General features: G+C 51.6%; 11 protein-coding genes. 5 read left to right on the top strand and 6 right to left on the bottom strand.

The features are described 5' to 3' along the window. The first annotated feature begins 82 nt into the window (after positions 1–82). The 3 genes from AC3WQT_RS11615 (at position 83) to AC3WQT_RS11605 (ending at position 4,329) form a co-directional block, all read left to right on the top strand. Positions 83–1,258 carry an acetyl-CoA C-acetyltransferase gene (locus tag AC3WQT_RS11615; RefSeq protein WP_110254571.1) on the top strand — a complete coding sequence of 392 codons (1,176 nt, stop codon included), beginning with the start codon at positions 83–85 and terminating at the stop codon, positions 1,256–1,258. Positions 1,259–1,639: 381 nt separating this feature from the next. Next, a complete protein-coding gene (locus AC3WQT_RS11610; RefSeq protein WP_492704035.1) occupies positions 1,640–2,791 on the top strand; it encodes a GGDEF domain-containing protein in 1,152 nt (383 codons plus the stop codon). Between the two features lie 68 nt (positions 2,792–2,859). After that, positions 2,860–4,329 (top strand): serine hydrolase, encoded by a 1,470-nt coding sequence (locus AC3WQT_RS11605; RefSeq protein WP_492704034.1) that lies wholly within the window; start codon positions 2,860–2,862, stop codon positions 4,327–4,329. 122 nt (positions 4,330–4,451) lie between these two features. On the opposite strand, the gene AC3WQT_RS11600 is transcribed toward AC3WQT_RS11605, so the two are convergent. The 6 genes from AC3WQT_RS11600 to AC3WQT_RS11575 form a co-directional block, all read right to left on the bottom strand. After that, positions 4,452–6,863: an alpha/beta hydrolase family protein gene (locus tag AC3WQT_RS11600; RefSeq protein ID WP_492704033.1), complete on the bottom strand. Its 2,412-nt coding sequence runs from the start codon at positions 6,861–6,863 to the stop codon at positions 4,452–4,454. A 149-nt stretch (positions 6,864–7,012) separates the two neighbouring features. Next, the gene (locus AC3WQT_RS11595) at positions 7,013–8,158 is read right to left on the bottom strand and encodes a HupE/UreJ family protein (RefSeq protein ID WP_492704032.1); all 1,146 of its coding nucleotides are present in this window, start codon (positions 8,156–8,158) and stop codon (positions 7,013–7,015) included. Beyond that, positions 8,155–9,339, bottom strand: coding sequence for a hypothetical protein (locus tag AC3WQT_RS11590; RefSeq protein ID WP_492704031.1), 1,185 nt, complete (start codon positions 9,337–9,339; stop codon positions 8,155–8,157). The genes AC3WQT_RS11595 and AC3WQT_RS11590 overlap by 4 nt, the downstream gene beginning before the upstream one ends. 94 nt (positions 9,340–9,433) lie before the next feature. Continuing rightward, a complete protein-coding gene (locus tag AC3WQT_RS11585; RefSeq protein ID WP_492704030.1) occupies positions 9,434–9,697 on the bottom strand; it encodes a hypothetical protein in 264 nt (87 codons plus the stop codon). A gap of 40 nt (positions 9,698–9,737) precedes the next feature. Beyond that, a complete protein-coding gene (locus tag AC3WQT_RS11580) occupies positions 9,738–11,240 on the bottom strand; it encodes a DUF4331 domain-containing protein (RefSeq protein ID WP_492704029.1) in 1,503 nt (500 codons plus the stop codon). 110 nt (positions 11,241–11,350) lie between these two features. Continuing rightward, positions 11,351–12,268: a LysR substrate-binding domain-containing protein gene (locus tag AC3WQT_RS11575; RefSeq protein WP_492704027.1), complete on the bottom strand. Its 918-nt coding sequence runs from the start codon at positions 12,266–12,268 to the stop codon at positions 11,351–11,353. 117 nt (positions 12,269–12,385) lie between these two features. Here AC3WQT_RS11575 and AC3WQT_RS11570 point away from each other — a divergent pair, with 117 nt between their 5' ends. Both AC3WQT_RS11570 and AC3WQT_RS11565 read left to right on the top strand, forming a co-directional pair. Continuing rightward, positions 12,386–12,790 (top strand): tautomerase family protein, encoded by a 405-nt coding sequence (locus AC3WQT_RS11570; RefSeq protein ID WP_492704025.1) that lies wholly within the window; start codon positions 12,386–12,388, stop codon positions 12,788–12,790. A gap of 160 nt (positions 12,791–12,950) precedes the next feature. Next, positions 12,951–14,342, top strand: coding sequence for an RtcB family protein (locus AC3WQT_RS11565; protein ID WP_492704024.1), 1,392 nt, complete (start codon positions 12,951–12,953; stop codon positions 14,340–14,342). Positions 14,343–14,378 lie beyond the last annotated feature (36 nt).

Raw genomic sequence — 14,378 nt, 5'->3', positions numbered from 1 at the left:
CTATATGCAGGCGCATTTGCAATAATTCAGCAGCATTCATTTGACCATCCCTGCCCTCAGGGACAAAACCAGGAGAATTCACATGCAAGACGTGGTAATCGTAGCTGCAGGCCGTACTGCAGTAGGCAAATTTGGTGGCTCTTTGGCAAAAACGGCTGCTTCCGACCTGGGTGCACATGTCATCAAAGCCCTGCTGGCGAAAACCGGCCTGAGCGGTGACCTGATCAGTGAAGTCATCCTGGGTCAGGTACTGACCGCTGGCGTAGGCCAGAATGCTGCGCGCCAGGCAGTTATCAGAGCCGGTTTGCCAGACATGGTGCCTGCTTTCACCATCAACAAGGTATGCGGCAGCGGCCTCAAAGCCACCCACCTGGCAGCACAAGCCATCAAGGCTGGCGATGCTGACATTATCATCGCCGGTGGCCAGGAAAACATGAGCGCTTCGCCACACGTATTGAATGGTTCACGCGATGGCTTCCGCATGGGCGACGCCAAACTGGTTGATACCATGATCGTCGATGGTCTGTGGGATGTCTACAACCAATACCATATGGGGATCACCGCAGAAAACGTCGCCAAGAAATACGGCGTCACCCGTGAAGAGCAAGACTTGTTTGCCCTGGCCTCACAAAACAAGGCAGAAGCCGCGCAAAAAGCGGGCAAGTTCAAGGATGAAATCATTCCTTTTGAGCTGGTCAGCAAAAAAGGTACAACTGTTTTTGATACTGATGAATTCATCAAACATGGCACTACGCTGGAATCTTTGGCATCCCTGCGTCCGGCTTTCGACAAGAATGGCACTGTGACTGCCGGTAATGCATCCGGCCTCAACGATGGTGCCGCTGCTGTCATCATGATGACAGCCCAAAGAGCCGAACAACTGGGTTTGCCAGTATTGGCCCGCATCAAGGCTTATTCTTCTGCTGGTGTCGATCCAACCATCATGGGTATGGGCCCGGTACCTGCCGCCCAGCTCTGTCTGAAAAAAGCAGGCTGGACACATCAGGACCTGGACCTGATGGAAATCAATGAAGCCTTTGCCGCGCAGGCCATCGGCGTCAACAAGGAAATGGGCTGGGACACCAGCAAGATCAACGTCAATGGTGGTGCGATTGCGATTGGCCACCCTATCGGCGCATCCGGTGCCCGCATCCTGGTCAGCCTGATCCATGAAATGATACGCCGCGATGCCAAAAAAGGCCTGGCGAGTTTGTGTATCGGTGGTGGTATGGGCGTGGCGCTGGCGATAGAACGCTAAACTGCACTGAGCCTGAGCCATATAGCTCAGTTTCAGATTGCCAACCCCGCTGGGATTATTCAGCGGGGTTTTTCTATTGTGGGAGTGATAAAAAATATCTACCTGGCTTTTTAGAAAGCGGCTCACATCTGTTAATGAAAAAAATGAAATTTAGTTATTTATTTCTTCAAAAATGCAAGCAATCATCCATTTGATTGTAATTGACCGCTTTATTACGTGTGGTTCCGGGGCTTAAATTCATGCCCTTGTTATACTTGCGGGCTAATATATTAGTGCGACTAAATGAACTGAAATAAGTGAACTGAACCGCAAAGCGCCTGGTGTACTTATTTTGTTTATGCGTGCTCATCACATGATGCTCTCAAAGACCTCTCCGCATTTATGCTCCCTGAAATCAATCTGGCCACAGTCCTGCTACTGCACGAAACTTCACTCTTTGTCGGCGCACTTGCTTTTTTGTACTTACGAAAACAATTAGTCTCGGCGAAAGGTCTGGGCTTGTTAGCCATTGCTTTTATTGCCTTGGCTGTCGGGGCAACGATTGCAGGTCTCGGTGAAAATGTGAGTCTGCCTTATTGGCTGTGGACACACCTGAGCCTTTTCCTTGGCACTTTGGGATATGCGCTTTTTTGGGCCGGACTGAGCGAATTAAGCGGGCGGCGTGGCTGGCAGAAAAACAAGCTGGTACTGCTAGTGCCAGTGGGCCTGACTTTACTTGGATGGATGACAAATTTCCCAAGTCAAAACGTTTTGCGGGCCAGCGTCTTTCATATGAATGCAGTTATTTTTTTGATGCTTGCCGCATTGAAAGTCCGGCGTGATTACCGTAGTGAGGCACTTCCTGTTCGCCGCTTATTGGCTGTAGCACTGCTCCTGAGTGCGCTTGTTTATACTATCAATCTGATTAGCCTGATCTCTGGGACGACCTTCATCTTTTCTATCGCAGAGATGTTCCTGCTGCAGATACTGCTGAATTTCGGCATTGCCTTGCTGACTGTTATTTTGGTCAACGAGCGTACTGAACGGCACTTGAAACTGATGGCACAGACAGATCAATTAACAGGCATAGGAAATCGCCGCTGGTTCCTGGATCAGCTTCCAGAAAATATATGCCAGGATATGGCAGTAATCATCATGGACCTGGACCATTTCAAACAGATCAATGACCGTTTTGGACATGCCGTGGGGGATCTGGTTTTAGTGGAGTTTTCGCGTCATGTCAGTGGCACCTTAAGGGAACGAGATGCCTTTGCACGATATGGCGGCGAAGAATTTGTACTCTACTTCCCGCAGATATCGGTGTCTGAGTTGACGGCAATCGGCAAACGCTTATGTCGGGAAGTCGAGTCACTGACAGTCATGAGCCAGAGTGTCCGTGTCGCAATGACAGTCAGCATGGGCGCAGCATTTGCGACTGGCAAGAATGATACCTGGAACCAGATTCTGCATAGAGCCGATCTTGCACTCTATGCTGCCAAGAAAGCTGGCCGGAATCGTTTCCTTATTGATGAGTCCACTTACGTGCGTTGCTAATATTGGACACCCCGTGCTAGAGTCGCCCCGATCCAGACCACGTCTGCCACGAATTGGGTTCAAAACAAATGAAGAAATTCCTCGCTTCCTTAGCTTGCCTGTCATTGCTGGGTTGCCTGATGCAGGCAAGGCTCGCAGTTGCTGACGATGCTGCTATTGATACACATATAGCTCGCATAGAAAATGGCCTGTTACCGCAAACCGTGATCAAGGGCAGGCCAGTACAGCCCATGCGTTTGTCTGAGCGCATGGAGGCACTCAAGGTACCAGGCATCAGCATCGCTCTCATCAATCAGGGCAGGCTCGAATGGGCGCGTGGTTATGGCTACGCGGACGTGGCCAGCAAGCGGCCGGTGACTGCCGAAACCCGCTTCCAGGCGGCATCCATCAGCAAGTCGGTGACAGCCATGGCAGCATTGGCACTGGTGGAACGCGGCACCCTGAATCTGGATGCTGATGTCAATCAACAACTGGTGTCATGGAAGCTGCCTCGCAATGCATATACAGACAAACAAGCGGTCAGCCTGCGAGGGTTATTGAGTCATACCGCAGGAGTGAATGTGCATGGTTTCGAAGGCTATGCCTACAATGCAGAGCTGCCATCCTTGTTGCAAGTGCTGGACGGTAAAAAGCCCGCCAATTCTGCCGCTGTCATGGTGACGGCTTTACCCGGCAGTGCCTGGCGTTATTCCGGTGGCGGGTATTCCATAGTCCAGCTGTTGATGATGGATGCTACGCATGAAGACTTTTCTGCCTTGATGAAAAAAAACGTGCTCGGCAAGCTGGGCATGGACCATAGCAGCTATGAATTACCTGCCAACTGGCAGGCAATCACGGCGTCTGCCTACCTTGCTGATGGCAAGCCTGTGCCTGGCAACTGGCATCGTTATCCTGAGCTCGGGGCTGCGGCTTTGTGGACCACACCATCAGATCTGGCACGCTTTGTCATCGAGATACAGCAAAGCAGTGCAGGCAAATCGAACAAGGTATTGTCACAAGAAATGACCAGGCAAATGCTGACGCGCAGCAAGCTCAGTGATTATGGTCTGGGCCTGTTTTTAGGTGAAGCCAAGGATGAGCATGAGAGCTTTGGCCATAGTGGTGGTAATGTGGGTATACGCACCATGTTCACCGCCTTTACCAGTACCGGACAAGGTGCTGCTCTGATGACAAATAGCGATAATGGCATGGAGCTGATACAGGAAGTCTTGCGTGCCATTTCTGCAGAATACGGCTGGACTGATTACAAGGTAGTAGAGAAAGTTGCTCTCGCTGGTGATGCCGCAGAATACAAGAAATTTGCCGGTGAATATCTCGTCGCTAATTTTCCTGTCGTGGTGACAGCCGACGGCGACCGTCTGTACGTCAAGGCAGATCCCCTGGGTGCTGGTCAGCAGGAACTTTTCTCAGGTGTGAACGGTAGCTTCTTTATGCTTAATAACAGGATTGCAGTGCGCTTTGAAAAGAACGCAGATGGTGTTGTGACCAGCCTGGTAGTTGAGGGTGGGAACAGCTCAAGCGGCAAGAAGATCAAATGACAGTCAGTTTGCATGAGGGCGCAAGCGAGTATGCATGGTAGCGAAAAAAATCCCGGATTAATGATCCGGGATTTTTTTCAGCCATGGCGCTCACTACTGGAGTCATTGAATCTTCGTTACGCTTATTTCTTCAGGCATTTTTCCAGGAACTGATCCTGTTCCCATAACAGATGCATGATGTTTTCCTTGGCAGCATAGCTATGGCTTTCCTTGGGCAGGATCACCATGCGTACCGGTGCACCCAGGCCTTTCAAGGCCTGGAAATAACGCTCGGTTTGCAAGGTGAATGTGCCAGGGTTATTGTCGGCTTCACCATGTACCAGTAACATTGGCGTCTTCATTTTGTCGGCACTCATGAAAGGTGACATCTTGTTGTACACCTCGGGGCTTTCCCAGTAGTTGCGCTGTTCACTCTGGAAGCCAAAAGGCGTCAGCGTGCGGTTATAGGCACCACTGCGTGCGATACCGCAGGCAAACAGGTCTGAGTGCGTCAGCAGATTTGCAGTCATGAAGGCGCCATAAGAATGGCCGCCTACCGCAACACGCTTGCGGTCTATGTAACCCAGCGCGTCAACCGCATCGATTGCAGCTTGCGCATTGTCCACCAGTTGCGGGATGAAGTTATCGTTAGGCTCGGTTTTGCCTTCACCGATGATGGGGAAGGCTGCATCATCCAGCACAGCATAACCGCGCGTCACCCAATAAATGAATGAGGCATAGCCGGGGAAAGTGAACTGGTTTTCATTATGCTTGCTTTGTCCGGCCGAATCCTTGTCCTTGAATTCTGCCGGGTAAGCCCAGATCAGCAAAGGCAGTTTCTCTTTCTTTTCTTTATCGTAGGCTGGTGGCAGGTACAGGGTGCCTGACAATTCCACGCCATCCTTGCGCTTGTACTTGATGACTTCTTTCGAGACATCCTTCAGGCCCATGAAGGGATTCTTGAATTGCGTCACTGGCGTGAGCTGGTTGCCGCCCTTGATATTACGGAAGTAGTAATTCGGATATTCTGTCTTCGATTGTATCTGTACCAGCACGTCTCCTTTTTTGACATCTTCTATCGAGACTATGCTTTCTATCTTGTCGGTATAGGTGGACTGATACAGACGGTTCTTTTTCAGGCTGCTCAAATCCATTTCATCGATGAAAGGGAACTGGCCTTTTTTAGTGTGACCAGCACCCAGCAGATACGCCTTGTTATCTTCTATCGCCAGCACACGGCGATGGTACTGGTTAAATTTGGTTTCAAAACGGCCAGGATCAGAATAGATATCCTGCATATTGCGGTCAGAAATCACACGTGCTGCTTCTGCCGGATTGGAAGGATTAAACAGATAGGCCTTGGTATTGCGCGTGTCATACCAGCCATCAGTGACGACGGCCAGATTATCGTTACCCCAGACGATGCCACCATAGCGCTGCGCGACTTTTACCAGTGAGGTTGCGGGTTTGTCGAAAGGCGCATCCCAGGAAAACACTTCATCACGGAACTCTGCCTTATTGGCCGGGTCGCCACCGTCAAGCGCCTGCACATAACTCAGACTGGCTGCTTTGTCAGCGCGCCAGGCCATATAGCGTTTGCCAACAGGGACAGCACTAAAACCCTTGGGAATGATTTCATGCAAGGGCGTTTCATTGACGACCTTGATTTGCTTGCCGTTGACATCACTGACGATGGTTTTTGAAGGAAAGCGTTGCAGCGGGACTATGTAAGAAAAAGGTTTTTGTATGGTACTGATCTGCAGATATTTACCATCAGGCGAGAAGCTGACATCGGCAAACATATCAGCCTTCTTGAACAGGCTGCTCTTGCCATTCAGGCTGATTTTATGCAGCTCGGAAGTTGTCAGGTTTTCGAAGTTACTCTCGTCATTCTGGTTTTTTAACAGATCGGCATAAGTGCGGTTCTGTGAAGTCGCACCGCTTGAAGTTGAGATGATAGGGCCGCTGGGCAAGTCCTTGCTGGCATCCAACAGGGCAGGACGGTTTTTGGGCAAGACCTTGATCAGCAGGCTTTCGCTATCGCGGTACCAGTCAAATGGCGTGCCCAGATTGGCATTCAGGTTGGCTTCTGTCAGTTTTTTCGCCGTTGCTGTTTCCACGTCTATGACCCACAGCTCGACACCCTTGGCAGCGGTATTGGTAAAGGCGATTTTCTTTTCATTCGGCGACCAGGTCAGGTGACTGATCAAAGGATTTTCGGGTAAACCCTTGACCTGCACTTCTTCAGTGGCGTCGACTTTGCGCAACTTCAGATTATTGACATAGGTAAGGGTGCTGGAAATATTCGTGACCGGATTAATGCGCAAACCAGCCAGACGCATTTCTGTCTGGTTCAAATCATTCAATGATTTATAGGTATTGCGATAACTGAGCAACAGCGTCTTTCTATGGCTATCCATGCTCACTACCGGGGCGCGCTGGAAGTCGGCCAGGTCCAGTATGGCTTGTGGTGGTTTTTGATAGTTCAGATTTTCTTGCGAACCAGCATTGGCACTCAGCGCGGCCAGCAATAGCAGACTCAGTTTGCTTTTCATTAATATCCTCGGTTGAACTTTATATAAATCGGCACAGGTCGAAATTGTTTATTCTAGCACCGCAATATATAAAAAATGCGCAGTTTTCTTCGCATATTCATAACCAAACGAATATGAAAAGAAAGTGGCAGAGGACAGATCCGCAGCCCCTATGAAATCAGGCGCATGTTAAAGGCGCGCTCAACAAACCACACCAGCGCAATGAGGATGATCAACCCTGAACCTACCTGCACAACGGCACGCTGATACAGCCAGTGACGGCGCAGCAGATAAGCCAGAGGTAAAAAGCCTGCCACGATGGTCAACTGGCCGATTTCCACGCCCAGATTAAAACCGACCAGTGCCAGCGTCAATGCTGATTGTGGCAAACCAAGGTCAGCCAGTACACTGGCAAAACCAAAGCCGTGGATAAGCCCAAAAATAAATGCCACCAGCCAGCGCTTACCCTGGAAAAGCGGGAACAGATTATTCAGCGCTGCCAGGATGACAGATGCCGCAATCGCTGACTCTACCAACCGTGAAGGCAGGGCCACGAGGTTCTGGGCAGCCAGTGTCAGCGTAATCGAATGGGCGACGGTAAATGCCGTGACGATTTTCAATACATCGATCATTGCTGCTTTAAAGCTGCTGGCTGCTTGCCATTTGCCTGCTTTTAGCACCAGTACTGCCGGTAACAATAGCGACAATAAAAACAGGATGTGGTCAAAGCCTATCCAGATATGCCAGATGCCATGGAAAATATAATCGCTGAACTGCTGCCATTGATTGACCTCGGCCACGACAAATTCCTGACTGGCCTGCTCGGGGCTGAAGATGGCGGTAGTTGTTGCATCCTTTTTGTTGACCAGACGCAGCAAGCCCTTGTGCTGGGTATCCAGATCAAAAAATAATTGATACTGCACTCTGATTTTTTCAGCATTGCAGGTGCTGTCGAACATCAATACGGTGTAAGCGCCGTCGCTGTGCTGGTCTATCAGTTGTTGTCCTGCTGTCAACGGGCATGGCTGCTCACCCGCAGTGATCTTCAACCTGGCCAGTGCATAAGCGGCGATGTCAGCATGTTTGTTGTGTACTTCGTCCCAGGTCAGTTCGCCATTTCCGTCTTCATCGAGGCCTATCGCAAAATCCAGGTCGCGCAAGGCGATATCCCATTGACCGTGGATACCGGCCTGGTCTGCCTGCAGAATAAGGTAGCTATCACTGGGTTTATGGGCATGGGCAGGCAGACTGAACAGACTGAATAGCATTGCCAGCATAAGACGGCGCGCCAGTTGATGCATGGTGCTGAGCATCATGACTTGACTCCCAGTTTGGCGAGTATGGGATTCAATGCGATGTCCTGCAGTTTGTTTTGAGTCATCCATGCCAGGGCCGGGCTTGCAGCCTCAGGCTCATGTACTGCGGCTGCTTCCAGCAGGATGCGCAAGTCTGCGGTTTCTTTTTGTATTGCCCAATTCAGTTGCGCCAGTTTCAGGGCAATTGCCGGGCGCTTCTTTAATTGCAATTCATAGCGTGCCTGCTCGCGCTGGTGCACAGTGTCGCCACGCAGCATGGCAGCTTCAAAACGTTGATCCAGCAAGCTGATTTGTCCCGCTGCCAGAGGGGATTTTTGCGCTTGCAAGGCCAGCGCATAACGCAGCAACAAGGCGTCGATTCTGGTCTTGTCTTTTAACAGCTTGACGACTTCAGCAGGTCTTTGCTGATCCAGCAAAAAATCTGCATAAGAGCCCAGCAAGTAACTGTCAGGTTCTGCCAGTGACAGAGCTGTCTGATACCAGGCTTCGGCTGCTTTGACATCGCCCAGTCTGGCAGCCATTTCTGCCAGCAGTGTCGTGACCCAAATTTTTGTACCTGCATCGCTATTGGCATCTTTTTCGTACTTTTTATAGGCAGCAGCAAGCGCAGCATAGCTGTTGGCCGCGTCACCATTCAAGCTGCCGATGTTATGCAAGCAGGTCAGCGTGACCAGTTCAGTCGCGAGAGGATAAAGGTGCATGCAACTGGCTTTGGCCTGGGCAAACTGTCCTTGTACCTGCAAGACAGTGGCGCGGGTCAGCCAGGCCTGGGCATTATCCCTGTCCTGCTTCAATACACTGTTAAGGTCCAGCAAGGCTTCAGAAAATTGATGCGTGCTTTGCAGTATGGTGGCACGCAATACCAGTACAGGTATCGGCGGATTTGGCAGGCTCCACCAGGGTTTCAATACTGCCTGTGCATAGCCGAGGTAACGCGGGTCACCATCATTGCGGGCGGCATTGATATAGGCTTGTGCCAGTTCGCTGGCAATGGCAGTGTCAGTTGGCTTTGCTGCCAGGCGCTTGCGCAGTTCTGCAAATGCACGCTGGGCAGGGTCTGTACGTGATGGCAATTGTTCGAGCACCTGTTTGCCGTTGCCGGGAATAAACGGCGTCGCCTGTGCATTAAAGGCAAGGTTGGCAAAGATCAGCAGCGCAGATAAAAAACGAGACAGGCGCATATTCTTTTAAATCTCCAAATTCATGGGCGGGCTCAAGACATACAGCAAATAAAATGTCCTGAGCCCGCAACTTCAGTTGGCTGCAACTATCCACCTAGTTGACACTAACAGGTTCTGTTGCTTCCGGCGCCGTGACGACTGCTGCATCGATGGACTGTGGTTCTGCTGTATCCGCTGCACCGAACAGGTTCAGCACATATTGCGTGAAGGTATCGATGACCGTGGGTGTGGTCGTCCCTGTTCCAGTGCCAGTACCGGGTGTCGTGGTACTGGTTGGCGGACTTGAACTGCCGCCACAGCCTGTCAACATGAGCGTCAGCAATGCACCGGCGATCAGGTAAGAATGTCTTGCTTTCATGATTGCTCCTTGAGTATGGTGTACAAAATGACTGATACGTTTAACGTTTCAGTGCGCCAGCCACAGGGGTTTTCAGGTAAGGGAAGGCATTGTCGGTGTAGCTGCTGTCGAGATAGGCACCGTCTGTGAAATCGATACTGCCCGCTGGTGCATCGGCTGGTACGCAGCCTAAGCTGAGTGTGCACAAACGCCCCATGACCACGCGCAAGGCAATATCCACCACATCATCACCAGGACGGCGACCGTTAGGGAAGCCAGCGCTGTCCCCGCCAATCACACCCAGGCGGTTTTGCGTTGCACTGACAGGCGTTGTGGTATTCAGGCGCAGCATTTCAGATGGTGTGACCGTTGCTGGTTGATTGACGCCCTTGATACCCGTCAGGAAAGCTGCCACCAGATCATTACGCGGGAAGTTGGTTGGTGCCTTGACGCCAGCGCTGCCAAACAAGACTTCCACCAGTGCAGGCAGGGTAGGGTTGGTCACATAGTTGATGAACTGGGCATCACCACTGGGTTTGCTGTGGTTGAACTGATCCTTGTCCTTGAGGCCAATCACGACTTCATTCACCAATGGCATACCCAGACGCGATACCTGCGTCCATGCTCCACCTTCCTTGGATGCCGCACCTGTGCTGCTAGGCGTAGGATTGATGGCACGGCCCTGGCGCAAGCTGGCCGTGGTCCAGCCACCGATCACGGCTTCTTTGCCATTGGTCAGGCAGCTGGTCGGTACTTCCATTTCTATTGCCGTGACGTTCTTCATGGCCAGGTCATCATGACCGGCTTTCTCTGCATTCGGATCAAATGCTGTAGCAGGTGCCTTGATATTGATCAGGTCAAAAGTTTCACCCAGGTTGACGACGAAGGGGTCTTTACGCTGGCCGACAAAGACTTTGCCTGGTGTCGTGCAGCCCGGGATATTGACAGCAAACACATGCTTGGCGGCATAGCCTGCATAGTCAGGAATGGATTTATTACCGATATAGTCAATTGGCTTGTCAAAGGTGGCGGAGCCAGTATTGGCATTAGTCACGGCCTGGCGGGTACCGGTACGGCGGTCGCCCGTCACCATGGTGACGGTATAGGTTTCACGTACATTCAAACCCGCCGGATTGACACCATCAATCGCACCGCCATTAATGACCAGAGGAATGGAGACTTTCTTGCCGCCCACAGTGAACTGTGCATCGTTATTGGTATTGCTGAAGCGAAACTGGAAAGTCAGGTGCTCTTTGCCATCGCCGACATTGTCGATATGGATTTCATACAGCGCATCCGGATCCATGGAGAAATAATTCGGGCCTCCGTAAGAATCCTGCAGGGGCGAGTAATTGGCGATCAATGTGGTAAATGCCGCGCGGTTGGCTTCATAGCTGCGGAACATATAAAAATCAGCCGCATCCACTTTTGGGTGGCGTGTAATAAAGGGTGCTTCGCGATGGCTGGATGCCTGTGCCGGCAGGGCGGCGATGCCGCTTATACTGCCTGCAGTGACCAGGGTGAGCAGAATTTTTTGCTTGAACTTCGATGTTACTTGTCTCATGACCAACTCCTGAAGTGTAGGAAAAATGACCGTCGAAATTTAAAAAACTTTACGGGCACTGTTCTTACGCAGGAGATTTGGTTTTGGATGCAATTATTTAAAAATAATGTTTATTTCAGCTTGTCACCCGGCAATGGGCTGAGTGCGGCCTGGTTTTGCAGCCAGTTGCAAAACAGGTCCAGCTTTTTATCTTGCTTGCGGCTGCGCCGTGCCACATAGCGATAAGTGCTGGCACTAAAACCGAGGGGGGCGACCAGCCTGCCACTGCGGATATCATCTATCACCAGATGCCAGGGGGCAATACAGATACCCAGGCCAGCGATGGCAGCTTCCAGCGTAAAGTAATAGTGCTCAAACTCCCTGCCTTCTGCCACAGCGATTGTGCAACCAGCTGCCTGTTCCCACATTTGCCAGGCATTCGCTCTGGTGTGGGTGTGCAGTAAGGGTTTCCCGGTCAGGTCAGTTGCTGCAGTGATGCTGATACTGTTTGCCAGCGCTGGTGAAAGTACTGGCCCCAGCCATTCCTGGAACAGCGGCAAGATTCTGTTCCGGTCGTCTGAATCTGCACTGGCTTCATCCACGCTGATCAACAGGTCGTAGCGTTCATACTCAGTATCTGGCGCAGCGTAGGGACGACGGTCAGTGGAGCTTAGCCTGACGTCGATGTCGGGATATCTGGAATTGAAATCATACAAACGTGGTATCAGCCATTTCACCGTGAAAGTGTTGAAGCAGCAAATGTCCAGCGTACCGTTATTGTCATTGCGCACAGCATTCACTGCAGTGTCCATCTGGTCAAAGGCGGCTGTCAGTGCTGGTAATAGCTGCTGGCCCATGGCGCTCAGTTGCGGGCGGTTCTTGGAGCCTTCAAACAAGACTGTACCCAGGCTTTGCTCCAGTTGTTGTATCTGGCGGCTGATGGCGCCGGGTGTCACCGCCAGTTCATCGGCAGCGGCAGTCATGCGCCCCAGCCGGGCAGCGGATTCAAAGGCGCGGAGTGCATTCAGAGGAGGCAGGCGACGTTTCATTATGTGAGTTTATCGCACATATGAGTGAATGAATATCGATTTTCTTTCAAGATGATACCTATGAGAATGTTGTTTGCGGTTTTACATTTCAATCAAATTAATTTTAGGAAATATCACATGCCATTCATCCGCACCCATGTCAGCAAGAGCACCAGCCAGGAACAACGCCAGGCTATCGTCGAAGGCATACACCAGGCGCTGGTGAGCAGCATAGGCATGCCACAAGACGAGTTGTTCAATCTCGTCAGCAGCTATGAGGCAGAGGATTTTTTCTATAGCCGCAGCTTCAACGGCGTGGCGCGTTCAGACAAACTGGTGGTCATCGACATCAGCCTCAGGCGCGGCCGCAGCGACGCCATGAAGCGTGATCTGTACGCTCACATTGCAGAAAACCTGGCAGCAAATGCGGGTGTGGCCAAGGCCGATGTTTTCATCTTCATGCATGAAAACGACTATTCCGACTGGTCTACAGGCAACGGCAAATTTGCCATGGCGCTGGTGCAGCAGGTGGCTGCTGGCTGAAAAGCGAGGGATGCTGGCAAGAGACATCCCCCCGCCAAATTGTTTGCAGATGCAGCAATTTTAGTTATACTAAAAATCTTCCTCTTGGCGCTGCTGCTAGAGGTACAAATGCCCCCGAATCGCCGGAGGCTCACCTGTACTTCAAATTTTGGTAGCAGCCATGACTTCTATATCTCGTTTACAAGCGGCCCTGCAAAGACAGGGCATCCATGTTGAACATGCCAATGGCATATTTCAGCTTCATCATGAATATGCGCAGGCAACAGTCTTATTGCCTGACACTCTTCCATTGGAAGAAAAAGCAGTAAAACAATTAATGGCTTTTGCCGCAGTCAAATCGGCAGACGGCCATCATGCAGTCTGCAAGGCCTGTGCAACGCCAGACTTTCATCCCGGCAGCATTGCACCGGTAGGTTCCATCGTTGCCACCGATGCAGGCTTTGTGATTCCCGCGGCCATAGGCACCGACATCAATTGCGGCATGCGCTTATTGACCACCGGGTTTAATTTGTCCCAGGCAAACCAGCATAAGCCTGCATTGATACGGCAGTTGCAACGAGTCTTGCTGGAAAATGGCCGGGATGTGCCTGCCCACGCCAAAGCCTTTGTTGCACTCAGCGATGCCGGTCCTTCTGCTTTTCTGGACAGCTTGCCTGATAGTGGTATCTGGGCCGCAGCCGACCGTGACCGTCTGCAACAAGAACTGGCTGTCTGTATAGGCTTGCAAGAGTTTGGCGGTGCCAGTCGCTATGCACCTGAGGCCTGGTTCAACCGCGATGGCATCGTGCGTGACCCCAGCCTTGGTACGCCAGGTGGTGGTAACCACTTTGTCGAACTGCAGATCGTCGATGCTGTCTTCGACCGCCATCTGGCATATCGTGCTGGTCTGTCCAAGGACGATATCGTCGTCATGATACATAGCGGTTCACGCGATTTAGGCTTCTACGTTGGCCAGCGCTGGATGGACAGGGCCAGGGCAGAATGGCCTGTCGGTCTCAAACATCCTGAGTCTGCCTTGTATGGACTCAGTGGGGAACTGGCTGAAGAATATCTGCAAGCCATGGGCGTGGCAGCGCGCTATGCCTGGGCCAATCGCATGGTATTGGCAGAACTGGTCAGGCAGCAATTGCAGGTGGTGCTGGGTCATGCCAAATCATCGCTGATAGTGGATGTACCTCACAATGTCATCCTGCGTGAGCATGGCATGAACATCCACAGGAAGGGTGCAACCCCGGCAAGGGAAGGTGACCTGGCCCTGATACCCGGCTCCATGGGTGATGCCAGCTACCTGGTAGAAGGACTGGGCAACCCTGACTGGTTATGGTCTTGCAGTCATGGTGCGGGTCGTCGTGTACGCAGGCAGGACGTGCGGCGTCTGCGTCATGATAATGCCGACGCCAGCTGGCAATGCGTGACTCTCAGGGAAGAGCGCAAGGTAGAAGAAGCACCGCAAGCCTATAAACCCATAGGCCCGGTGATAGAGGCGCAAGAGACCGCAGGCCTGATCAAGGCAGCAGTCAGATTGAAACCCTGGGTGACATTCAAGGCTTAAAGTAATCTGCCATAAAAAATCCCCGCGCAATCATCA

It is taken from the genome of Undibacterium sp. FW305-107 (assembly GCF_058788535.1).
The sequence above is the reverse complement of the archived record's forward strand: the minus strand, read 5'-3'. Positions and strand labels throughout refer to the sequence as shown.